This is a genomic window from Zobellia roscoffensis, assembly GCF_015330165.1.
GTDB classification, from domain to species: domain Bacteria; phylum Bacteroidota; class Bacteroidia; order Flavobacteriales; family Flavobacteriaceae; genus Zobellia; species Zobellia roscoffensis.
In genome coordinates, this window is sequence record NZ_JADDXT010000002.1 from 1,069,649 (window position 1) to 1,091,602 (window position 21,954).

Consider the following 21,954-nt stretch of genomic DNA (forward strand, 5'->3'; position numbering starts at 1 on the left):
TTTTTCATAACTATCTGTTTATCCAGACTTAACAATAGGCCTGTATTATTATTGGAACTTTAGGCTACCAGAAATAACCTTTAATCCAATTGAACACAATGAAAAAATTAGTATTTCTATTTGTAAGCGTTTGCCTTCTAAATTCTTGCGACCACATTGATGATTTTATAGGTGGCGGTCCAACACCCGTTGCCGTATCTCCGGCCAAAGTGCTTGAGATAAACACCCAATACCCCTTGCCCTACAATGTCCTATCTACTATAAACGGGAACGTTGAGGTTAGAAACGGAGGCTTTGGCTCAGGAGCAACGGCTCATCCTACAAAAGAAAATGAATTCTACGCTATCACTGATCGCGGCCCTAATACAAACTACTTAGATGGGAAAAAATTTCCAGTTGCCAAGTATACACCACGTATTGGTCATTATGCCGTAACCGCCGAAGGGAAAATAGAACTCTTAGAAGAAATTCTTTTAAAAGACCCAATGGGAAAACTGATTTCCGGCATACCTAATCCAGAAGGAAAAGGAGCCACAGGTGAGATTCCTTATGATGCTGCTGGAAATGCTATCGGCTTTGATGACTATGGATTAGACTCCGAAGGAATAGTTGTGCTTAAAGACGGTACTTTTTGGGTATCCGATGAATATGGTCCACATATCGTACATTACGATGCTAACGGTACGCAACTAGAGCGAATATCTCCTATTGGAGTAAACGAAGGCACCGGCGATCGTAAGTTGCCCGCCGTTTTTGCTAGCCGAAGAGCTAATAGAGGTATGGAAGGTTTAGCCATTACCCCAGACGAAAAGACTTTGGTAGGCATTATGCAATCTACATTGTACAATCCTGAGAAAATTCAATCCAACATTACCCGTATCGTAACTTTTGATTTAGAAACGGGATACACAAGACAATACGTTTATGTTCAAGAGGCCGCCAATCTGTCAAACTCAGAAATTACCGCTATTACCAATACCGAGTTTTTAGTAGTAGAGCGCGATGGAAAATTTGCGGGTGCAGGTGCTGCGCAAAAACACATTTACAAAATAAATTTAATGGGTGCTACGGATATTTCCGGTACTAACCCCAAAGATGAATTTGGGTTAATGATCAATGATAAAACTATAGAGCAATCTACAGCCGAAGAATTGGCCGCAGCCAATATTATTCCTGTACAAAAAGAATTAGTAGTTGATTTAGTTGCCGAACTAGGATACCCCCATGATAAATTGGAAGGTGTTTGGCTTGTTGATGACCACACGCTAGGTTTTATAAACGATGACGACTTTACCGTATCCGATAACGATGGAGATGGTGTAATAGAACAAAAGATATTGCCAGGTAGTACAGATATAGATGCTAGTTCGCTTTACTTGGTTAAAGCCAACTATAAATAAACCATTCTTACCAAGTTCATATATAAAAGCGGCTTACCTATTCTGGTGTAGGTCGCTTTATTTTATTAGAATTCCAGAATTAAATCGGTATCCAACGTGTTGCTCACAACCACATTAAACTGGTTCCGAAAATCGTTATAAGCCTCTATCATTTGTGCTAGCGATTCCTGAGGATCCGTTCTATAAAACAAATCGCCCTTTACCTTAAGCATATAGGTCTTAAATACTTTTTGCCTACTTTTTATCTGCGGAATATCAAATTCTTTAGGGTAAGTTGATTCTTCTAACTGCTTTTGTTTGGTAAGCATATCTTCAATTACCAAACTTAAATCCTCTCTATTGGCAACCGTGTGAAGTGCATCAAAACTAGTTTCTAAAGATGAAAACTCTATCCAATCTTTCAGCATAGCTCCCGCTTTGGGTTTTATAGGAAGTTTCTTGGCCCATTTTTCCCTGCTTATTTCGCGGGCATTTACATCCTCTACGACCAGTTCTTGTTTCTGTTCTTTACAAGCTATTGACAATAATAGCATCAGACTAAAAAAGAAGATTCTTTTCATAAAGCGAATGTACAAATTTTAAGAAGCGTTACCTTTATTCCCGAATTCATTTAACGCGACATTAATGGAAAAATCTATTCTAATCATAGGTGCTTGTGGCCAAATTGGTACGGAGCTAACATTTGCATTACGTACTATGCACGGAAATGAAAGTGTAATTGCGAGTGATATTCGTGAGGGTAACGAAAGCTTAATGGATTCCGGTCCGTTCGAGATTTTAGATGCTACCGACTATGATGCCTTAGAGGAAGTGGTGGCTTATTACGAAATTACCGAAGTCTACCTAATGGCAGCCATGTTAAGCGCAACAGCAGAAAAATTTCCTATGCGGGCTTGGAATCTGAATATGAATTCGCTCTTTAATGTGCTGAATTTGGCCAAAGAGAAGAAAATAGACAAAATATTCTGGCCTTCCAGTATTGCCGTTTTTGGTCCCAACACTCCAAAAGAAAACACATCGCAAAGCACCATTATGGAGCCTAGTACCGTGTATGGAATAAGCAAACAATCTGGGGAACGCTGGTGTGATTACTACCATAATAAATACGGGGTTGATGTGCGTAGTATTCGGTATCCTGGACTAATTAGCTGGAAAACCATGCCTGGTGGAGGCACAACGGATTATGCAGTAGAAATATACCATAAGGCACTATCAGAGAAAGCATATACCTGCTTTTTAAAAGAAGACACAGAATTACCCATGATGTTTATGGATGATGCCATAAAAGCCACGTTGCAACTTATGGAAACCGATACAGAAAACGTAAAGGTGCGTTCTTCCTACAATCTGTCCGCCATGAATTTCACCCCTGCCCAAATGGCAAAAAGCATTCAAAAACACATTCCTGATTTTAAGATTTCCTATGAGCCCGATTTTAGACAAGCTATAGCCGATTCTTGGCCTGCAAGTATTGATGATCAAGAGGCAAGACAAGATTGGAATTGGCAAGCAGAATTTGATTTGGAAAAAACAACGAAAGAAATGTTGGGAAATTTGGCTCCCTAGGTCAAAAGACCCAACACCCTATCGCAAACCTCAAGCATTACTTAACCTGCCTAAAGACTTTAACTTATTTTTTTGCATTCCATGTTTCATTCACCTGTTTGGATACAATGATGAAATCTGACCGACGATTTTCAAAGTGTTTTTGATTACTACATTTTACACCGTTGGCACATTCATTTTTTAAACGGTATTCTCCGTAACCATGAGCACTTTCAATCCTTTCTACATCAATGCCCTTTGAAATTAGATACCTTCTTGTTGACTTTGCTCGATTATCTGATAGCTCTAGGTTATACGCATCAGTACCTCTAGCATCTGTATGCGACTCTATTTTAATTTTAATTTCGGGGAATTTTTGCATGGCAAAAAGCACCTTTTCAAGTTCTATTTCAGCTCTCTCCGTAATATCATACTTATCATAATCAAAATATATGGGGTCTACCTTAATTTTCTCAATATCACCTTCTTTCTCCACCAAGCTATCAAAAGGGGTTAAATACACTTTATTATTCTTGGAAGGCTCTTCAGGGTTTTCTCCTGTTTCAATTACCACAGTTTCTTTAGAAAATCCTGCTCTAGAAAAAACAAGCATATTTTTCTTATTACAAGGAAGAATTACATTAAAATAACCAAACTCATCAGTTCTATAAATGGAGACCAATTCGTCAACCACATTTTTGAGTTCTACATTAGCATCAGCTATCGGTTCTCCTGTTTGCTCGTTCAATACATACCCAGAATACTCAAGACAATCTACAGCTTTCACCTTTTCAAATTGGTAAATATCATCATCTCCTTTCCCACCAGATCGGTTAGAGGCAAAATACCCATTTCCTTTTTTAGCTTCTCTAATGAATGAAAAATCATCCATATTACTGTTTAAAGGTTTCCCCATATTAAGAGGTAGAGAATACTCTGTCTTAGAAGAAATCACAGACCCAAATATATCCAACCCACCTAGCCCGTAATGACTGTCCGAAGAGAAGTACAGCACCTCATTATTAACAAAAGGAAACATTTCCCTTCCGCGTGTATTTATGGCAGGCCCTAGGTTCATAGGGTCTGAAAGCACATCACCATCATTATTTAAATCCACTACATAAATATCGCTCTCACCAAAACCACCTGGCATGTTAGAGGTAAAATACAAGTGTCTACCATCTGGACTCAAAGCAGGGTGCCCACAAGAATATTCTTTACTATTGAAACTCAATGAAGTTACGTTTATCAGCTCATTGTTACTTATAGTGCCGCGTAAAATCTGCATATTAGACAAGCCGTCTTCATTAGCACTCAGCTTATTTTTTTTCTTAAGATAATTACGGGTAAAATATACAGTCTGCCCGTCCCAAGAGAATGTCAAAGTAGCATCATGATACGAAGATTCTAAATTCTCTAAATATTTTTCTGGAATATAATTAGAGTCATTGGGCCTAGTGATATACAGGTCTAAATAAGGTTGCTTATTCCACGGATAAAGTTCCCCGTTGGATTTTATAGTATCTCTGGCGGAAGCAAAAATTAATCCGTCATTAAAAAGCATAGGCCCAAAATCTGACTTCTTACTATTGAATGCTAAGTTAGTTGTTGCATATTTCTCTTTTTCACCAAGCATACTGTCCAAATGTTTCTTTTGAGCCAGCATCATATTCAACCTGTCCTCATCTGTATAAAAATCATGAAGTAATTGGTCGGCTCTTTCATTCTGCATGCTAGCCTTAAGGCTTTGTACCAGTTTAATAATGTTACCTTCACCAACGTCTTTGCCTTTGATTAGATACAATTTATCATACCACTTTACGGCCTCTTGATACCTGTTCATATTAAAGTAGCTATCTGCCAAATGTTGAATAACATCAAGAGAGGGTCTCTTTTTCTCGGCTGCCAAATCACTATATAACTCAATTGCTCTATCGAACTTAAAATCTGAGAAATAAGCTTTGGCTCTTTCTTCCTTACTTTGCGCAGTAACCATAAGGCACGTACCCATAAATATATATAGTACTATTTTTTTCATGATGGTCTGTTTTTAGAAGAATCTAGGTGATAATGCTCTTTTGGCAGCATCGAATAAATTGTATTTAAGAATGATTTCGTGTGAACCATCATTATAACTTTGAAGGCCCGTTACGGAGTAATCGTACGAATACCCCAAAAAGAAGCTCTTAGAAATATGTAGGCCCGCCAAAGCACTAATAGCATCATCATAACGGTATGCCAAGCCCAGTGCTAAAGTTTCCTTTATCAAGAAATTACCCGATACATCTACCGTTATAGGAGCGCCAGCCACATGCTTTGTTAAAATAGCCGGTTTAAATTTTAAGTTATCAGAAAGTTCCATAACGTAACCTGCCATTAGGTAATATTGGCTTTTTCTATCTGTTACTTCTAGTTCATTATCATTGTAGATTTGAGAATTCAAAAAATTGTGAGTAGAAACACCTATGTACCAATTGCTGCTATGAAAGTATGCACCGGCTCCAAAAACGGGGCGCAATTTATTTACATTTTCAGCAAAAATAGGGTCCTGACTATCTTGGTACGTTCCTTTGGACCAATCTACTTTAAGGACATCAACACCAGCATTGATTCCCAATGATAATTTGGTGAAATACCCTGTTGGTATCTCATACGAAAAAGTACCGTTTATATCAAGGTCGTTTGCAGCACCAATGTTATCATTAATGACCGTTAACCCTACCCCAACTCTTTCTCGCAATCTTCCTTGTACTGAAAGTGATTGTGTCTCCGGAGCTCCATCTATACCAACCCATTGCGAACGATGCAAAAGGGTTGCCTCTAAAATTCCTCTAGAGGAATAGCCCGAGTTTAATACCGCTGTATTATACATATATTGTGTGTATTGCGGCGCTTGTTGACCATATACTCTGCTCATATTAAATGTGAGATAGCAGAGCATAACTATCTTTATAGTAGTATAAACTGATTTCATGATAAGTAAAGGTTTGGTGTGAATAGTTTAAAGAACAACTTGTTATCTGGCCAATTGTAACCAGCCCACTAGGTTTCTTTCTAATTCAGGTATCTTAATAGCGTAGTAGTAAGTTCCTGATGGCAAATGGTCTCCACTGCTTAAAACTCCGTTTACATTTGCTAGACCGTTCCAAGTATTACGATAGTCCGCTGTTTTATAGACAAGGTTTCCATTACGATTATAGATTTCTACTGTGTTAGAATAATCTTCTATACACTGTACGGTAAAGAAGTCGTTAAAACCGTCATTATTAGGCGAGAATTCATTGAATACTTTTAGACAGAATTCCTCTCCTAAAACCATTCCGCAAGTACCTACCTCTACATCTAAAGTGAGCATCTTACTTGGGCTGCATATAGAATCATCTGTATATGAAACACTAATTTGAGTATCAATTAACTCCGTCCAACGAACGGTTACCATGTTATCTGTAGAAGTTCCTCCTTCTGTAATAGTACCACCTACTATTGTCCAAACATAATCTTCTTTATCAGCATTGGTTTCATATGTATATGAACGCCCTCGGCATACTTCTTCAGATTCACCAATTATAGTAATAGGAGAAATACCATCAGCAAATATATTTGTCATAATTCTTAACCGTTCACTACTTTCACAACCGTTTTCGACTGCGGCAACATAGTACCAACGACCATCTTCTACGGGTGTAGAAGGGTCAATTACATTTCCACGTAAACGACTATCGTAAAACACAACATTGGTTTGATCAACCTGAATATCCCCAACTGTAGGACCATCACTTTCACAAAAAACTTGACTTCTAGAATTTGTAGTTGGCATTGGAATATCATTAACCTGTACGGTTATCTGTACTCTAGCCAATACAGATGCCGGTATACCTACAATTCCTGCAAAATAAACCTCGCCATCAACCAAAGGAGTATTAGCATCTAATTGTAAACCTGCCGTGAGGTCATTAAAAAGTGCAATATCATTTAGACCCACTTCTAAATCTGCAACAGTAGCAAAGTCAGAGGCACAAAAAACTTGAAAAATATCATCTATAATTAAGTCTGGTAAATCTACTAGTATCTCGTCAGACACAGAACACAAAGTACCTTGTACAAAAGCTTCGATCGTATTATCTATATCTGAAACTAAATCTATAGCGTTTACTGGAATACTAAAAGATGAATCTGCCGCTACGACACCGTCAAAAACTTTTCCGTTTATATTTAAAGATATGGGCTCACCAACCATAGCATCACCAGAAACAGTTCCGGTTACGTTTATCATATCGTTTCCACTAAAAATATCAATGAGGCCATCTAAGCTAATCATTGGGTTAGAATCAATAGATACGGTTTTTTCAAAATCAACCACATTAACCTCAACCGATTGTAAATCGCCAGGAGCATTCTCGCAACCGGCTAAATCATCTTCTACCGATACAAAATAAGTATATGGGCCGCCAGCTTCAGTAAGACCTGTTACGGTCATCACTCCATTAGAGTCTATTTCATAGGTAGCACCTCCAGAAACCATTCCGTCTGTGATTTCATTGGTTTTATTTGCATCAAAATACCATGAAAACGTACCATCTACAGAACTCGTTGGAACAAGCACCACATTATCTGAAGAACAAATAGGGTTCTCATTTCCTAAAACAGTTATATCGTCTGCAGTTGGTATAGGTTCTACATTTATTAAAACCTCTGTTCTAGGAGATTCATTAAGACAACCAATTTCTGCAGCTGCCACGTAATACGTAGTATCTGAATTCAACACAGGCGTAACAAAAGCTTCACCTGAATCTAAGGTTGCCAATAGGTTTCCATCTTCTTCGGCATCGTACCATCTTAACTCAACATTAGTATCGTTTTCAACTTCTGCAACTACGCTAGTACTTGACCCCTCACAAATATTCAAATCGTCTGCTGTAGAAGTTACTACTGGACTCGCAGGAGCTCTGAATACATCAAAAATCTTAAGTTCCTGGTCAATACCCACACCAAGTAAAGATGATAAACGAACAGTTACTTGATCAATAGGAGTTGAGGGGTTTAAAGCCACAATAGCCGATTGACCACTTTGTAGTAGCCCTAATACATCTAAATCTAGTAGGCTTGATAAATTCTCTGAAAATACCGAAGCATCTGCTCTATTTTTACCGACTACTTCAATTGAATTAGCAATACCCAACTGAAGTAAGGAAGGATCCATAGCCATTTTTATATAGTAATTATCGCTAGCATCTTCCGGGCTATCAAAATAAAAAGTCTGCTCAATACCAGCCAATACATCAACAAGCCCTAGGCTTAATTCAGAAAAAGTATCTTCGTCACCATCTATGGCTAATTCGGGATTGGTAACTCCGGCTCCGCCTAAACCTAAAAGATCTAGTGATAGACCATCTCCGCTAAAGGAAGTATAATTGGGTGCACCACATGTAGTATCTCCATCTCCGTAATAAGCTCCATAAACATCTAAGTCACGCTCTTGACCCAACCCTATTAAAGAACCAACACTATTGGTTAAACGAACTCTATCGTAAGGGCTAGATGGGGTTAAAGCAAGAAAATAATCTCCATTCTTATCTGTTACAACACGGGCTTCATCTGTTGAAAATGCATTAACAAGCCCTGAACCGGTTTGAAGAACACTATCGTCAATATTAAGGGCTTCAGCAGAAAATTCTTGATTACCAATAAGCAGCGTTCCAACAATATCAGAAAGTAAACCTCCCAGATTACCTCCCAATAAACTAGATAGTATATCATCTTCAGTAGCAATTTTTATAAAACTGGTTGTATTTGCCGGTAGCGTAGTTGGGTAGACAAGTTCTAGATGACCTGTATAAGCACCAATACCCAAGAGAACTCCAGAACCTGAACGGACAATTGCATGGGTTGATAAATCAGAATCAATAGCATTATTTGACTGATCGACCGCGCTTTGGCTTGAAACAGCATCTGCGTAAACCCTTTCCTGCGCGTAAGAGATAACGCTAAGAAATAATAACAAACATAAAAGGTTTTGCTTTAGGGTAGTTTTACGTATCATAGGCAAAATATTGTAGGTTAAGTCTTATAAAAAACAATATTGCACTTAAAATTATTGCCTATGCTAGTATATACCATCGATGAAATGCTCACTTTTTCGATTAAAAGCACACTTATCGACGAGTTGTTCCTTAAAAAAGCAACTCATCGATGCAAAAACAAGACAAAAATACTGACAAGCAGCATCTTACACACTTATATATTCTTAAGTTTTTACAGTGTAGGTGGTATACTACAAAAAAAGACCCTTACTTCTTTTCGAAATAGGGGTCTTTTTATTTGTTTTTAACTCAAGCTAAGTTCTGCCCTCTTCTCTTATCCTATTGAAAGAACAATTGAGTAAAATAAAGAACACCGTTCTCATCTGCAGTAACACTAACCGCTGTATACTTAAAATTACCTTCCATCACTTTTTTGTGGGTTGGGCTATTTTTCCAAGCTTCAAGAATATCATCGGCATTTGTGAAATCCATACCCAAGTTTTCGGAAACGAAATCGGCATTAGCATCTATGGATAAGTCAGAAGCTCTTTTATCAAAATTATCATGGCTGATTACTCCTTCAGAAATCATATACTCGTTATGTGCATTTGCATAACCGTAAGCTACACCGTTAAACGCTACTGCGTTTAAACCAACAGAAACTCTATATTCGTTAACAACATCTATAACTTCTTGCTCTATAGAAGAAATTTCTACTTCTTCAGTTGTTGTTGCAACTGCCTTGTACAATTCATCTTCTTCAGTAGTAGAAGTTGAACATGATGTCATTAAGGTTGCAAGAGCGATAAGAAGTAAAATGTTGAATCGTAACATAGCTTAAGAGTTTATTTTTGTAATTCGTTTCCTCCATTTATGAACGGCACATTGTAGGCTGCCTGAGGAAATTCTCTTAAGTGGTACGTTTTACTCGTTAAAGTGTAAAAAATTGTAAGTCAATTAGTTACAGCCAAAAATAGTTAGATTTACATCGAAGATATAATACACTATGCCGATGATTTGACACTTAAACGGAGAAAGAAATTAGTTGAACGATAGCCTCGTTTTATCAATATCGGTGAGGCACTAAAAAATGAAGATGAAAAACACTTTTAGCTTAAAAACGATGTAATATTAGTTGTAAGAATAAATTTTCTGGAATTCCTGAAATCAGCCTTCCCCTTAACTATTTAAAATTCTATAGTATTTTGTAGATGGATTTCTAAATGCAAAATGCGGTTGTCATCTACTTCTAAGTAGCGACAACCGCAGCATACATTTAACATCGGTTAAATTGTTAGTCTTATATATTAGGCTAAATACTAAACCTTAACTTTTTCTCTATAGCCACAATCATTTCGTTGGCAATATCTTTACCTGTAGCATTTTCAATTCCCTCAAGACCTGGTGAAGAGTTTACTTCTAACAATAACGGCCCTTTGTTTGAGCGAATAATATCTACACCAGCTACGGCAAGGTTCAGAACTTTAGCTGCTTTCTGTGCCAGTTTACGCTCTTCAGAAGTAATTTTAATGATAGATGCTTTACCTCCTTGGTGTATGTTAGCTCTAAACTCACCCTTTTCTGCCTGTCGTTGCATAGATGCTACTACTTTTCCGTTTACTACGAAACAGCGTATATCCTGACCGTTAGCTTCCTTAATGAACTCTTGTACCAAAATATTAGTGTTCACACTTTTGAAAGCATTGATTACACTCTCCGCCGCTTTATTGGTCTCAGCAAGCACAACACCTTTACCTTGGGTGCTCTCCAATAATTTTATAATCAATGGGGCACCGTTTACCATTTTAATAAGGTCTTTGGTATCCATAGGTGATTTTGCAAAACCTGTAATAGGTATATGAATATCGTTTTTTGAGAACAATTGCGATGCAAAGAGCTTATCTCTAGATTGCGTAATGGCTTCCGCACTATTTTGGCAATACACACCCAAATTATCAAACTGTCTGATCAGCGCACAACCGTAAAAAGTAACCGATGGTTTTATTCTTGGAATAACCGCATCAAAAGCATTAAGGATGTTACCTCCTCTATATCGTATTTCCGGTGAACGGGCATCTAACTTCATGTAGGCGTGCTCTACATTAAGAAAAACAATCTCATGTCCACGTGCTTCCGCCGCTTCAACAATTCGTTTATTACTATATAAGTTAGGGTTACTGGCTAGCAATGCAATTTTGAGTCCTGATTTTTCTTTAAAATAAGGCGCATACATCTTATTAATGTCCGCATCGTCAAAATCTTGTATTTGATAGTTTACTGCCGAGTTTACAATGTATCGATCATTAATCGCTTCTCTACCCAAAAGCATACGAAATTCCATGGTATCACGGTTGGCCAAGGTAAGCTCTACGTCAAAAGTATCTTCACCCATAGTAACAGGCGTGCGTACTACCAAACGCTCTTCAGATATACCGGAAGAACTTTTTACCATTCTACGATCAACCAATCTGGCTTGACAGGGAATAGCAATACTTCGGTTTTCTTGCAAAGGGCTAACCTCGAACTTTACCCATTCTTGGGTGCCCTTCATAATAATTTTAATATTGGTGGCTTGTATGGATGATGTTTTAGCTCCTGAATCTACCCTTGCCTTTATAGCAGGAATACCCAAGTTATCAAACACACACCATTCTTCACTACCTATAATCTTTAAATCAGTCAAACTATACTTTTTTTCTAAGTTCAAAAATATCTTTTCTTCTATCCTTTAAATTACGTACTGCCCCAAATTGATTGAGTTCGCGTAACAAATCGATATCGACATCTGCAATCAATATCATTTCTGTATTGGGTGTTGCCTCTGCTTTTATTCCGTTTGTGGGGAAGGAAAAGTCACAAGGTGTAAACACCATAGATTGTGCAAACTGAATGTCCATGTTCTGAACGTTAGGTAGGTTACCAACACTACCTGCAATAGCAACATAACACTCATTTTCAATGGCTCTTGCTTGTGCACAATGCCGTACTCTAGAGTATCCGTTTTGCGTATCGGTCAAAAACGGTACGAATAGGATATCCATTCCTTCTTCTGCCAATAAGCGACTTAATTCTGGAAATTCCGAATCGTAACAGATTAAAATTCCAATTTTACCACAATCTGTGTCAAATGCTTTTAACTGGTTTCCACCCTGCATCCCCCAAACTTTAGCTTCATCTGGAGTTACGTGTAGCTTTTCATAACGTTCCATACTTCCGTCACGCCTGCACAGGTACCCTACGTTGTACAAACGTCCATCAATCATTTCGGGCATACTGCCTGTAATAATATTAATGTTATAGGATATGGAAAATTCAGAGAACTTCTGTACGATAGCATCTGTATGCTTTGCCAGCTCACGAATAGCATCCGGCGTGGACAAGTGATTGTCCTTTGCCATTAAAGGTGCATTGAAAAACTCCGGAAACAGAGCGAAATCTGACCTATAACCGGATACGGCATCAATAAAATATTCGGCCTGCTGCAACAGCTCCTCCAAGTCTTTGTACGGCCTCATCTGCCACTGTATAAGCCCTAAACGAATTACGGTTTTCTTTGCCGATGCTTTTTTAGAGGGTTTTTGGTAATAAATATTATCCCACTCCATTAGAATAGCAAAATCACTTGAAGCTTTATCACCTTCCAAATAACCTTTCATAACCTTCGCAGGGTGAAAATCATTACTAATCTGAAAGTTCAACACCGGATCGGCAATCTCTTTTCTACGGACCTTGGCGATATATTCTTTTGGAGTAAGCTCATCCATATATCTATGGAAATTAGGCATTCTACCTCCAAAAGTAATGCTCTTAAGGTTCAGTTTTTCGCACAATTCCTTTCGGTAATCGTACAAACGCCTTCCTAATCTAAGACCACGGAACTGAGGCTTTATAAAAACCTCGACACCATAAAGCACATCTCCTTCATCATTATGCGTGGAAAAAGAATAGTTACCTGTGATCTGCTCATAGGTATGTTCATCATCAAAACTATCATAGTCTACAATAATGGACAGGGCCACACCGGCCAACTGTCCATTAATCTTTATAACAACTTGACCTTCTGGAAATTTATCGATTAGTGATTTAATATGTTCCTCTTTCCAGTATGATCCGGGCATATTGGTATATGCGGATATCATAGCGCTTTTAAGCTCTTGATAATCATCAAGGTCCAAAAACTTTAACTCTATATTTTCTATTTCTTCTATTTTCATTGAATGGACATTAAATAATTAGTATCTCTATCAACAAAACCTTGGAATAGAACAAGGGGGTTCTCCGCTTGAACGACAAGCGTAGATAGGTCTTCTGCAAACCTAGTTATGAAGTTATTCATCGTCGTCGTCAGCCATGTCTTCTGGGGCTGGCTCAACCACTGCTTCTGGATCATTATCTTCAAAATCTTCGTAATCATCCTCATCATAATTCTCCATGGTATACTCCAGCTTCGCGCTGATTTTTACCAAATATTTGGTATCCTCAGTTAACACTTCAACAGCTTCTATACGCTCACCATTAGCATTTTTGAATGAAATAATATTTCGGTCATCATACCCATCAGGGTATGCCTCTACTAATAGTTTTAAGACTTCCGGAGTCAACTTCTTAAAATCTACGATGACGCGCTTTAAATTTGTGTTTCCTTTTTTATTGCTCATAAGTCTAGAAGATATGCAAATATTAATGGCGCAACAATAGTTGCATCGCTCTCTATTATATACTTGGGCGTATCAATATCTAATTTACCCCAAGTGATTTTTTCATTGGGCACCGCACCGGAGTACGACCCATAACTTGTTGTAGAATCACTGATTTGGCAGAAGTAACTCCAAAACGGTGTATCTGTTCTTTCCATATCCTGGTACAGCATGGGCACCACACAGATAGGAAAATCTCCCGCGATTCCACCACCAATTTGGAAAAACCCGATTCCGTTTTCAGAATTATCGGTATACCAATCTGCCAAAAAGGTCATATACTCAATACCGGATTTCATGGTACTGGCTTTCAATTCTCCTTTCAACACATAGGATGCAAAAATGTTACCCATAGTACTGTCTTCCCAACCTGGGCAAACAATAGGAAGGTTTTTTTCCGCGGCAGCGTACATCCAAGAATCTTTTAAATCAATCTCATAATGCTCTTCAAGAACACCGGAAAGTAACATTTTATACATGTACTCATGCGGTAAGTAACGCTCACCCTTAGCTTCGGCATCTTTCCAAATTTTGAAAATATGCTCTTGCAACCTTCTGAAAGCTTCTTCTTCCGGTATACACGTATCCGTAACACGGTTCAAACCTTTTTCAAGCAAAGCCCATTCATCTTTTGGGGTCAAATCACGGTAGTTAGGTACACGCTTGTAATGTGAATGTGCTACCAAGTTCATGATATCCTCCTCAAGATTGGCGCCTGTACAAGATATAATCTGCACTTTATCTTGGCGGATCATTTCGGCAAAAATCTTACCTAATTCAGCAGTACTCATAGCACCTGCTAACGAAACAAGCATTTTAGAACCTTTGTTCAATTGCTCTTCGTAACCTTTTGCAGCATCTACCAGAGCCGCAGCATTAAAATGCAAATAATATTTTTCAATAAATTCGGAAATCGCTCCCTTAGTCTTCGTCATCTTCAAATTTTAATCCGTTAGTGTTTACTTTACTATCTACATCGTAGGTATTGTCATACTCGTCATCTGCCGCTTCTCCCATAAATTTATAGCTAAGCATTTTATAATACAATTTTGCAGCAAGAAAATCTGAAGATTTTTCTGACGGATTAGGACAAAGCTCAACAATATCAAAACCAACTACGTTTTTCTCTTCGAACACCTTTCTTAAAAACTCTAAAGTCTCGTACCAGAACAACCCACCTGGTTCCGGGGTTCCTGTAGACGGCATGATGGAAGGATCAAAAGCATCAAGATCAAACGTAATTAAAACGTTGTCCGTCATAGCCTCGATAACCTTATCCATCCAATACTCATCTTGGGCCATATCATGAGCGAAGAATGTTTTTTCTTCATCCATAAACGACTTTTCAATACTATCCATTGAACGAATACCAACCTGAATCAAATTCGTAGTTTGGCTAGCTTCATGAACTGCACAGGCATGATTGTACTTCGTTCCCTCATACGACTCACGTAGGTCTGCATGAGCATCTATCTGAAGAACCGTTAAATTATCAAAACACTCATTAAAGGCACGAATGGTACCAATTGAAATAGAATGTTCACCTCCAAACAACGTAACAAATTTGTTACGTTTTATGTACTTTTTAGTTCTCTTATGAACCGCATTTACCACTGCTTCCGGCGAACTATTTTCTGTGATAGCTTCAGCCAAATGAATGCCTTGTTCATAGACTTCTGTATTGGTTTCAATATCATAAAGCTCCATATTTTCAGAAGCTTCCAAAAATGCCTGAGGGCCTTTATCGGCTCCTTTTCCCCAGGTACTTGTTCCATCATAAGGCACAGGTATTAAAATAACCTTTGCCGTTTCTAATTGTGCGAATTTATCGGGGATACCCGCGTAATTCTTTGTTGTGCTCATCTTAATTTGTGAAGTTTATACGTTTGATGTAATCTTATTTTTGACACTTATATTGCTGCTCTTTTTTACAGATTTCTCTGTTTCGTAACCCAAAATACTAAGCAAGTCTTCCGCTTTTTGTTGCGGACTAAAAAGCTCATAGGTAAAGTTGCCCTCGGCATCCTTATCTATTAGTATATGTTTAGGCTGAGGAATTAAACAGTGTTGCAAACCGCCGTAACCGCCAATGGTCTCTTGGTATGCTCCTGTATTAAAAAAGCCGATGTACAACGGTTTATCACGTCTATATTTGGGCAGATAAATGGCATTCATGTTTTGCTCGCTATTGTAATAGTCATCGCTATCACAAGTCAACCCGCCTAAAAGTACACGCTCATATTCATCGTTCCAACGGTTGATTGGTAACATGATAAAACGTTTGTTAATAGCCCACGTATCTGGCAAAGTGGTAATGAAAGATGAATCTATCATATTCCATTTTTCACGGTCATTCTGTTGCTTTTGGTATAGAATTTCGTAAATAGCTCCGCCACTCTCCCCTACGGTAAAGCTTCCGAATTCCGTAAAAATATGAGGCACGGGTACATCTGCCTCTTGGCACGTAATATTGATTTGATTCAGAATCTCATCGATCATATATTGGTAATCGTACTCAAAAGCCAAAGAGTTTTTAATTGGAAAACCTCCGCCAATATTCAAACTATCTAAAGACGGGCAGATTTTTTTCAATCTAGTGTACACCTTTAAACATTTCACCAACTCGTTCCAGTAATACGCATTATCGCGAATACCGGTGTTAATGAAAAAGTGTAGCATCTTCAACTCGACCTTGTCATTATCTTTAATCTGGTTTTCGTAAAAAGGCACGATGTTTTTATAGCCGATACCCAAACGCGAGGTATAAAACTCAAATTTTGGTTCTTCTTCCGAAGCTATGCGGATACCAATTTTAAAAGTATCATCAATTACATCTGACAACAAATCGATTTCTTCATAATTATCGATTATTGGTATGCAGTTCTTGTGACCATTATTGATAAGTCTAGCAATATTCTCAATATACTGCTCACGCTTAAAGCCGTTACAAATAACATAAGCGTTATCTTTTAACTTACCATCTTTTTTAAGCTGCTCAACTATATTAATATCAAAAGCAGAAGACGTCTCAATATGTATGTCATTCTTAAGCGCTTCATGCAAAATATGCTGAAAGTGAGAGCTTTTAGTACAGTAGCAATAGTGATATTTGCCCTTGTACGCATTCTTTTCTATAGAGTTCGCAAACCAATTCTTCGCCTTATTAATATTGTCAGATATTTTAGGCAAATAGGTGAATTTTAACGGGCTACCATATTTCTCTACCAGCTCTTGAAGCGGTATATTATGAAATTTTAAATGCTCGTTCTCAAGTGTAAACTCTTCTTGAGGGAAAAAGTAAGTCTGATCGATTAGATCGATATATTTATTGTTCATTGTGAATTCTTGTGAATGAAAATCGGGATATTTTTTAACTAATGTGTGCTATATAAGTTATGAAATTGTTACCGATGGTATCATATAAGAATTTGCTCCTGAGTAGTAGGAATAAAAAAGTAGTTGTGCTGGCTTTGCACAATTGTTGTAGAAAAATCGGAAGTTAGCTTTAAAATTCGGCCGCCCATCTGATGGGTTGCTATGAGATTTGACTTCCTAATCTCCCATAGCCCGAACATAGAAACACATTGCATGTTGTTCAGCTAAAAGCTCAAAATGCCTTCAGTTTTAACTCGCTAAAGACAGGACAAATGAAAACAAAAAAAATGTAAAAACAAGCGTTTTCGAAAAAATTACGACAAAACGACAAAAAAAGTTTTCGTAGCTGAAAAAATATTTCAAAAACCATCACAATTACCTTATTTTTAAGGTGTTAAAAGACCTCATGAAAAATGAAAAATAGCATTAAAAAACACTCAAAAAACATCACTTTAGCTGTTATTTTAATGGCTATAAACTTAGTGCAGGCCCAAATACCATCAAAAACCTACTTTTCTGAAGAGGTAGTTGATGAAAAAACAATCACTCACGAACTGCATATTGATGGTGATTATTTTATACATACCATGTATGAGAAGAATCCTGCTCACTTTATAATGACTCGTGGTGGTTTCACTCAGATTGAAAGAGACCGACTAGTTGTTTTGCTAGAATTCAACTCCAATTACGAAAATGATGAACTTCGGTTGCTTAGTATTCCTTTTAAACAAGAAGGGGAAAACCTAGTTCTAGACATGAAATCAAAAAATGTATTTAAGCCAATACCTTCCCTAACCCAAGATTTAGACGGACAATGGTTGTTTGCTACCCGAGGGCCGGATAAAGGACAGGAGCGAAGAGGAGAGGAAAACCCCAGAAAGACACTAAAAATTTTAACCGACGGCCGTTTTCAATGGATTGCCTACCAAACCGAAACTATGAAATTTTCCGGCACAGGCGGTGGTTCTTTTACATCAAAAGATGGGAAATACACAGAGCATATTGAATTTTTCTCTAAAGATAATTTAAGGGTTGGAGCTAAACTAAAATTTGATTACGAGCTGAAAGAAAACGACTGGCACCATACTGGAAACAACAGCAAAGGAGAACCTATGTATGAGATTTGGGCAAAGCGGAAAAACTGAAATTATTCAGTATAAAAACAAGTTATCAACAATTATTATGATAAAAATATCATAATTGACAAAAAAAGAACACAATCTAAGCCATCCTGCACCGTTATAAACGAACAATCATAATAATGATGGTATGAACCCCCTTACGAAAGAACAGAAAGAACAAATCGAGAAACTTAAAGCTAAACTAGAGGAAAATAAAAAAAGGATAAACGAATTGGTGAAAAAATTCGATGTCTATGAAATTTAGCACAAACCCTTAATGTAGTGACCCCGGCAAGAATCGAACTTGCATCTAAAGTTTAGGAAACTTCTATTCTATCCATTGAACTACGGGGCCCATAAAACAAGAGGGCAAAAATAAAGTTTTTTTACATGTGCAGAAAAAACTGAGGTACTAATTTCGTATGCCCATTACTCCAAATAATCAGCCTATTCCATAAACAGATTTGGAAGCGCCAATGAGAACCACGGGAACAGGGTCACCAAAATCAAAACCAAAAAACTAACCAACAAAAAAGGCAGTCCTGCCTTGCTTACTTCACCAATAGATATTTTACCTATACTGGATGCAACAAATAGACAGACGCCAACCGGTGGGGTGGTTAAACCTATAATTAAGTTTAAGACCGCTATCACCGCAAAATGAATTGGATCTACATCTACCGCCAAAGCCACTTTCAATAGAATAGGAAACAGAATCAGAAGTGCGGCAATGGTTTCCATAAACGTACCCACTATAATTAGAAGCAGGTTGATCAATAACAACACCACATACTTATTATCCGTAAATCCTAAAATCTCGTTAGAAATACTTTGCGGAATTTGTTCCGTAATCAATATATATCCAAAAAGATTGGCAAAACCCACTAGCACCATCAATGAGGCGGAAGTTTTCATACTATCCAGAAATACCACTTGAATTTTTTTGAAATTCAATTGCCTGTAAACAAACTTACCAATGATCAAGGCATATACTACTGCAATTATAGAGGCTTCTGTAGGTGTGAAAATTCCACCAATAATTCCGTATAAAATAATAAAAGTCATTAAAAGCGACCAAAATGTATCAATAAAACCACGGCCTACTTGCTTTAGGGTACTTCGAGGATGTTTGGGGTAATTCTTCTTTACAGAAATCACATAAGCCGTAATCAATAACCCTAATGCTAAAAGTAAACCTGGTAGTGCACCAGCAAGAAACAACTTGCCTACTGACAGTCCACTCAAAGTGGCAGCAATAATCATTGGTACACTTGGTGGAATTATAGGCCCAATAGTAGAGGATGCTGCAGTGACCGCACAAGAGAACCCAGTATCATACCCTTCCTTCTTCATAGCTGGAATCATGATAGAACCCATACTTGCCGTATCGGAAATGGCTGTACCCGAAATACCAGCGAATAACATAGATGCTCCAATATTTACCAAAGAAAGTCCTCCTCTAATATGCCCCAATAAATGGTTACAGAATGCTATTATTTTCTCCGTGAGGCCACCTTGATTCATAAGATTTCCCGCCATAATAAAGCCGGGAACGCTCAATAGCACGAACACATCTATGCCCGAATACATTTTCATAGGCACAATTATTAACGGAATGCCTTTTACCAAAATGTAACTCAAACAAGAGAGTCCAAGTGCAAAAGCTATTGGAAAACGTAAAACAAGACATACTACAAATACTAAGACTAGAACCCAAATCATGCTTTAGAGTTTTTATAATTTCTTTGAATTCTTTTCCAGAGGTAATAACTAATAGAGGCTGCCATAATAAACATACTAAAAAAGGCAACTCCCATATTAAAGCCCATACTTGGGGATTTCTCAGGAATACCTAAAACCACAAATTGTATTGAATAGATAGCCATGAGAACAAACAAAAACAACACGACTACCGGAATAATTTTAACTAACATCCGCTGCATTTTTACCGGAAACTGACTAAAGAACATATCTAAATGAACATAATACTCGTTTTTCATTGCTAGACCGGCGCCAAAAGACATGGCATAGATAAAAAAGAGACGTGACGCTTCTTCTGTCCATGACGGTGTAGCTATAGGAGTAAACCTGCAAAGAATCTGCAACAACACCGTAGCAATGAGCCCCCATGTACTAAGCAATACACCTATTTTTAAAATACGTCCAATAGATTTATGAAGCATCTTTTTCCTCTTTAAGTTGATTGTAGATTTTTTTCATATCAGGGGAAAGGCTATTGTAAATAGCTTCTTCACATTTTTGTTGAAAAGCATCTTTATCAACCTCTATAAATTCCATTCCTTTTGCTTTAAGCTCCTCCTGAACATTCTTTTCGTTCTCCAAAAAAAGATGATGTTCATAGGCTTGCATATCTTTCGCGGCTTCCAAGAAAATTTTCTTTAAATCTGGAGGAAATCGTTCAAACTGCTTCTCACCCATAACCGGGTACACCCAACTCATAACATGGCCCGTTAGGTTCAAGTATTTTTGTACCTCAGCAAAACCAGCATTGTTGACCAATGCGAACGGGTTTTCCTGTGCCTCTATAGTACCTTGCTGTAAAGAAGTAAAAACTTCGGAAAAGGCCATTGGTGTAGGCTTTGCCCCAAGGGCTTTCCACAGGGTTACAAACGAAGGAACATTAGGTATTCTCACAATGAGTCCGTCTAAATCATCTGGGTGTCGGATGGGGCGATTTGATGTTAAATGTCTAGGGCCGCGCTCAAAATGCCCCAATGGTCGCAACCCAGACTTATTGATCATTTCTTCTTCCATCAATTTACCGATTGGTCCATTGATATACCGATTCATATCTGTTGAATCTTGCATCAAAAAAGGAAGTTCGCAGAAAGTGGCCACCTCAAACCAGTTGGTAAGGGTAGAACCCGTAGTAGTCATATCTATAACATCGGCCTGAATAAGTCTAATGGCCTCCACTTCTTTAGCCAATTGTTCAGAAGGATATACCTCTACTTTGATACGCCCCTTAGTACGTTCTTCAAGAATTTCACCAAAATACACGAAAGCCTTATACCAAGTATGCTCTTCGTTTACCAAAAGTGCGGTGCGCAGAAGGAATTCGGGCTCAGCTTCACTAGGCTTACAGCTATTGAAACTCAATAGGATTAAAAAGCAAAGAACGGCTTTATGGAATAAAGAATTTGATACTGATTGATTGCGCATAATTTAATCTTCTACCTCCACGATCATTTCAATTTCCACGGCAATATTACCTGGTAAAGAACCCATGCCTACAGCAGCACGTGCATGTTTACCCTTCTCACCAAAAACCTCAACCATTAAGTCCGAATATCCATTGATGACTTTTGGCTGATCGGTAAAATCTGGAACGGCATTTACCATACCACGTACTTTTACGATTCGTTTTACCTTTTTAAGGTCACCTAATTCCATTTTTAATACAGAAATTTGATTGATGCCTGTTATTCTGGCTGCTTCATAACCCTCTTCTATAGTAAGATCAACACCAAGCTTTCCCGTAATGTTTTCTCCATCTGCCTTGGTAGGTCCTTTGCCCGACAAAAATATTAAATTGCCCGTCCTAACAGCATTTACATAATTCGCCATGGGGGCAGAAGGTTGCGAAAGTTCAACACCCATCGCTTGAAGTCTAGCCTCGGGGTCATATTCAGCTTCATTTTGAGCAAGTCCAGAAAATGAAGTGAAAGCAGAAATCACTACAACTAAAAAAAAGTTTTTCATATGGCCTAAATTCTGATTTACAGCCACAAGATAAGCATTTCCCACCTTCATTAACACCTTGAAAAACAGAAAA

The 21,954-nt window shown here is 37.9% G+C and carries 18 protein-coding genes and 1 tRNA gene; 3 read left to right on the top strand and 16 right to left on the bottom strand.

All coding sequences use genetic code 11. The annotated features are described in order from the left end of the window. Positions 1-98 precede the first annotated feature (98 nt). The gene (locus IWC72_RS04650) at positions 99-1,400 is read left to right on the top strand and encodes an esterase-like activity of phytase family protein (RefSeq protein WP_194528980.1); all 1,302 of its coding nucleotides are present in this window, start codon (positions 99-101) and stop codon (positions 1,398-1,400) included. 65 nt (positions 1,401-1,465) lie between these two features. Here the strand turns inward: IWC72_RS04650 and IWC72_RS04655 are convergent, their stop codons facing one another. After that, on the bottom strand, positions 1,466-1,960 hold the full coding sequence (locus tag IWC72_RS04655; RefSeq protein WP_194525066.1) for a hypothetical protein: 495 nt from the start codon (positions 1,958-1,960) through the stop codon (positions 1,466-1,468). Between the two features lie 64 nt (positions 1,961-2,024). On the opposite strand from IWC72_RS04655, the gene IWC72_RS04660 reads away from it, so the two are divergent. Further along, positions 2,025-2,966, top strand: a complete 942-nt coding sequence (locus tag IWC72_RS04660; RefSeq protein ID WP_194528981.1) for an NAD-dependent epimerase/dehydratase family protein — start codon at positions 2,025-2,027, stop codon at positions 2,964-2,966. Between the two features lie 64 nt (positions 2,967-3,030). Here the strand turns inward: IWC72_RS04660 and IWC72_RS04665 are convergent, their stop codons facing one another. The 10 genes from IWC72_RS04665 to IWC72_RS04710 form a co-directional block, all read right to left on the bottom strand. Beyond that, positions 3,031-4,983, bottom strand: a complete 1,953-nt coding sequence (locus IWC72_RS04665) for an OmpA family protein (RefSeq protein ID WP_194525068.1) — start codon at positions 4,981-4,983, stop codon at positions 3,031-3,033. Between the two features lie 12 nt (positions 4,984-4,995). Beyond that, the gene (locus tag IWC72_RS04670; RefSeq protein ID WP_194528982.1) at positions 4,996-5,919 is read right to left on the bottom strand and encodes a PorP/SprF family type IX secretion system membrane protein; all 924 of its coding nucleotides are present in this window, start codon (positions 5,917-5,919) and stop codon (positions 4,996-4,998) included. 42 nt (positions 5,920-5,961) lie between these two features. Continuing rightward, positions 5,962-8,985, bottom strand: a complete 3,024-nt coding sequence (locus tag IWC72_RS04675; protein WP_194528983.1) for an Ig-like domain-containing protein — start codon at positions 8,983-8,985, stop codon at positions 5,962-5,964. Between the two features lie 319 nt (positions 8,986-9,304). Beyond that, positions 9,305-9,799, bottom strand: a complete 495-nt coding sequence (locus IWC72_RS04680; RefSeq protein ID WP_194528984.1) for a CAP domain-containing protein — start codon at positions 9,797-9,799, stop codon at positions 9,305-9,307. Between the two features lie 478 nt (positions 9,800-10,277). Next, positions 10,278-11,648 carry a 30S ribosomal protein S6--L-glutamate ligase gene (rimK, locus tag IWC72_RS04685; protein ID WP_194525073.1) on the bottom strand — a complete coding sequence of 457 codons (1,371 nt, stop codon included), beginning with the start codon at positions 11,646-11,648 and terminating at the stop codon, positions 10,278-10,280. Position 11,649: 1 nt separating this feature from the next. Further along, positions 11,650-13,179 carry a bifunctional GNAT family N-acetyltransferase/carbon-nitrogen hydrolase family protein gene (locus IWC72_RS04690; RefSeq protein WP_194528985.1) on the bottom strand — a complete coding sequence of 510 codons (1,530 nt, stop codon included), beginning with the start codon at positions 13,177-13,179 and terminating at the stop codon, positions 11,650-11,652. Positions 13,180-13,293: 114 nt separating this feature from the next. Next, positions 13,294-13,623 (bottom strand): hypothetical protein, encoded by a 330-nt coding sequence (locus IWC72_RS04695; RefSeq protein ID WP_194528986.1) that lies wholly within the window; start codon positions 13,621-13,623, stop codon positions 13,294-13,296. After that, the gene (locus IWC72_RS04700) at positions 13,620-14,597 is read right to left on the bottom strand and encodes a deoxyhypusine synthase family protein (RefSeq protein WP_194525076.1); all 978 of its coding nucleotides are present in this window, start codon (positions 14,595-14,597) and stop codon (positions 13,620-13,622) included. The genes IWC72_RS04695 and IWC72_RS04700 overlap by 4 nt, the downstream gene beginning before the upstream one ends. Next, positions 14,584-15,525, bottom strand: coding sequence for an agmatinase (speB, locus tag IWC72_RS04705; RefSeq protein WP_194528987.1), 942 nt, complete (start codon positions 15,523-15,525; stop codon positions 14,584-14,586). The genes IWC72_RS04700 and speB overlap by 14 nt, the downstream gene beginning before the upstream one ends. A gap of 15 nt (positions 15,526-15,540) precedes the next feature. Next, positions 15,541-16,998, bottom strand: coding sequence for an arginine decarboxylase (locus IWC72_RS04710; RefSeq protein WP_194525078.1), 1,458 nt, complete (start codon positions 16,996-16,998; stop codon positions 15,541-15,543). A gap of 452 nt (positions 16,999-17,450) precedes the next feature. On the opposite strand from IWC72_RS04710, the gene IWC72_RS04715 reads away from it, so the two are divergent. Next, a complete protein-coding gene (locus IWC72_RS04715) occupies positions 17,451-18,182 on the top strand; it encodes a hypothetical protein (protein ID WP_194528988.1) in 732 nt (243 codons plus the stop codon). Positions 18,183-18,441: 259 nt separating this feature from the next. On the opposite strand, the gene IWC72_RS04720 is transcribed toward IWC72_RS04715, so the two are convergent. The 5 genes from IWC72_RS04720 to IWC72_RS04740 all read right to left on the bottom strand — a co-directional run bounded on the left by IWC72_RS04720 (position 18,442) and on the right by IWC72_RS04740 (position 21,881). After that, positions 18,442-18,513 (bottom strand) — tRNA-Arg (locus IWC72_RS04720). A 92-nt stretch (positions 18,514-18,605) separates the two neighbouring features. Continuing rightward, positions 18,606-19,880 (bottom strand): TRAP transporter large permease, encoded by a 1,275-nt coding sequence (locus tag IWC72_RS04725; protein ID WP_194525080.1) that lies wholly within the window; start codon positions 19,878-19,880, stop codon positions 18,606-18,608. After that, complete coding sequence (locus IWC72_RS04730; RefSeq protein ID WP_194525081.1) at positions 19,877-20,341, bottom strand: TRAP transporter small permease; 465 nt, start codon at positions 20,339-20,341, stop codon at positions 19,877-19,879. The genes IWC72_RS04725 and IWC72_RS04730 overlap by 4 nt, the downstream gene beginning before the upstream one ends. Continuing rightward, positions 20,331-21,341 carry a TRAP transporter substrate-binding protein gene (locus tag IWC72_RS04735; RefSeq protein ID WP_194528989.1) on the bottom strand — a complete coding sequence of 337 codons (1,011 nt, stop codon included), beginning with the start codon at positions 21,339-21,341 and terminating at the stop codon, positions 20,331-20,333. Before IWC72_RS04735 ends, IWC72_RS04730 begins: the two co-directional genes overlap by 11 nt. 3 nt (positions 21,342-21,344) lie before the next feature. Then, entirely contained in the window at positions 21,345-21,881 is a 537-nt protein-coding gene (locus IWC72_RS04740) for a RidA family protein (protein ID WP_194525083.1), read from the bottom strand. Between the last annotated feature and the right edge of the window lie 73 nt (positions 21,882-21,954).

Bases quoted from the DNA above. Each gene is read 5' to 3' on its own strand.
- IWC72_RS04650 (WP_194528980.1), top strand. From the start codon at position 99: ATGAAAAAATTAGTATTTCTATTTGTAAGCGTTTGCCTTCTAAATTCT.
- IWC72_RS04655 (WP_194525066.1), bottom strand. From the start codon at position 1,960: ATGAAAAGAATCTTCTTTTTTAGTCTGATGCTATTATTGTCAATAGCT.
- IWC72_RS04660 (WP_194528981.1), top strand. From the start codon at position 2,025: ATGGAAAAATCTATTCTAATCATAGGTGCTTGTGGCCAAATTGGTACG.
- IWC72_RS04665 (WP_194525068.1), bottom strand. From the start codon at position 4,983: ATGAAAAAAATAGTACTATATATATTTATGGGTACGTGCCTTATGGTT.
- IWC72_RS04670 (WP_194528982.1), bottom strand. From the start codon at position 5,919: ATGAAATCAGTTTATACTACTATAAAGATAGTTATGCTCTGCTATCTC.
- IWC72_RS04675 (WP_194528983.1), bottom strand. From the start codon at position 8,985: ATGATACGTAAAACTACCCTAAAGCAAAACCTTTTATGTTTGTTATTA.
- IWC72_RS04680 (WP_194528984.1), bottom strand. From the start codon at position 9,799: ATGTTACGATTCAACATTTTACTTCTTATCGCTCTTGCAACCTTAATG.
- IWC72_RS04690 (WP_194528985.1), bottom strand. From the start codon at position 13,179: ATGAAAATAGAAGAAATAGAAAATATAGAGTTAAAGTTTTTGGACCTT.
- IWC72_RS04695 (WP_194528986.1), bottom strand. From the start codon at position 13,623: ATGAGCAATAAAAAAGGAAACACAAATTTAAAGCGCGTCATCGTAGAT.
- IWC72_RS04700 (WP_194525076.1), bottom strand. From the start codon at position 14,597: ATGACGAAGACTAAGGGAGCGATTTCCGAATTTATTGAAAAATATTAT.
- speB (WP_194528987.1), bottom strand. From the start codon at position 15,525: ATGAGCACAACAAAGAATTACGCGGGTATCCCCGATAAATTCGCACAA.
- IWC72_RS04710 (WP_194525078.1), bottom strand. From the start codon at position 16,998: ATGAACAATAAATATATCGATCTAATCGATCAGACTTACTTTTTCCCT.
- IWC72_RS04715 (WP_194528988.1), top strand. From the start codon at position 17,451: ATGAAAAATAGCATTAAAAAACACTCAAAAAACATCACTTTAGCTGTT.
- IWC72_RS04725 (WP_194525080.1), bottom strand. From the start codon at position 19,880: ATGATTTGGGTTCTAGTCTTAGTATTTGTAGTATGTCTTGTTTTACGT.
- IWC72_RS04730 (WP_194525081.1), bottom strand. From the start codon at position 20,341: ATGCTTCATAAATCTATTGGACGTATTTTAAAAATAGGTGTATTGCTT.
- IWC72_RS04735 (WP_194528989.1), bottom strand. From the start codon at position 21,341: ATGCGCAATCAATCAGTATCAAATTCTTTATTCCATAAAGCCGTTCTT.
- IWC72_RS04740 (WP_194525083.1), bottom strand. From the start codon at position 21,881: ATGAAAAACTTTTTTTTAGTTGTAGTGATTTCTGCTTTCACTTCATTT.